Origin of the sequence: Neotamlana laminarinivorans (assembly GCF_020523925.1) — a bacterium.
GTDB classification, from domain to species: Bacteria; Bacteroidota; Bacteroidia; order Flavobacteriales; family Flavobacteriaceae; genus Neotamlana; species Neotamlana laminarinivorans.
This window is the reverse complement of record NZ_JAJAPW010000103.1, coordinates 1-279: the sequence shown is the minus strand read 5'-3', so window position 1 is coordinate 279 and position 279 is coordinate 1. Positions and strand designations below refer to the sequence as shown.

Below are 279 nucleotides of genomic sequence, written 5' to 3'. Positions count from 1 at the left end.
CCATTTATTATGAAACGGTATTGGGTTTCTGGCAACACCTCTAACTTGAGATAAGAACTTAAAAAATGGTATTTTATTTGGGTAGTTATATTTTCCCATTAAAATAGCCCGCCTTGGGTTGGTCCTTTAGTTTTTCCTAAGTGCTTGTATGCTTGCTCTGTAACTTCGCGCCCGCGAGGTGTTCGCATAATAAAGCCTTGTTGTATTAAAAAGGGCTCGTAAACTTCCTCAATAGTTTCTGGACTTTCGCTTACAGCTGTTGCTATTGTAGAAATTCCA

1 protein-coding gene is annotated in these 279 nt (G+C 38.7%); it reads right to left on the bottom strand.

Annotation, left to right across the window (positions count from 1 at the left end):
• Positions 1-98 precede the first annotated feature (98 nt).
• A partial coding sequence (locus LG649_RS16220) for a Holliday junction DNA helicase RuvB C-terminal domain-containing protein (protein WP_317197670.1) occupies positions 99-279 on the bottom strand: 181 nt, incomplete at its 5' end.